Annotated in this window: 1 protein-coding gene; it reads right to left on the reverse strand. The window is 72.0% G+C overall.

Annotated elements, in window-relative coordinates; all coding sequences use genetic code 11:
• Nucleotides 1-332: hypothetical protein (locus tag HWX25_RS33190; protein ID WP_175912813.1), on the reverse strand; the 332-nt coding region annotated here is incomplete at both ends.

A 332-nucleotide genomic window follows, 5' to 3' on the forward strand; every position in this document is an offset into this window, starting at 1 on the left:
ACGGTCGAGCCGATCGCCTTGCCGCCGTCGTAGATCGTCACCACCGCGCCCGGCTCCGCCGAGCCCTTCAGCGTCGGCGTCGTATCGTCCGTCGTCCCGTGGTTCACGATCGGGCCCTGCACCGCGCCCACGTCGTCATGCGCCGACTCGATCGTCGGCCGATCCGGCGCCGTCACGTCCACCGTCAGCTCGAACGGCGCCGTCAGCGCGCTCTCCATCCCGTTCGTCGTCGACGACGCCGCGATCTCGTGCGCCCCCTCCGACAACGGGGCCGGCAGCTTCAGCGACCACTGCCCGTCGCCGCCCGCCTGCACCGAGCCAACCACCTCTCC

The sequence above is a fragment of the Burkholderia sp. BCC1640 genome (genome assembly GCF_902833125.1).
In the GTDB taxonomy this organism is placed as follows: Bacteria; Pseudomonadota; Gammaproteobacteria; order Burkholderiales; family Burkholderiaceae; genus Burkholderia; species Burkholderia diffusa.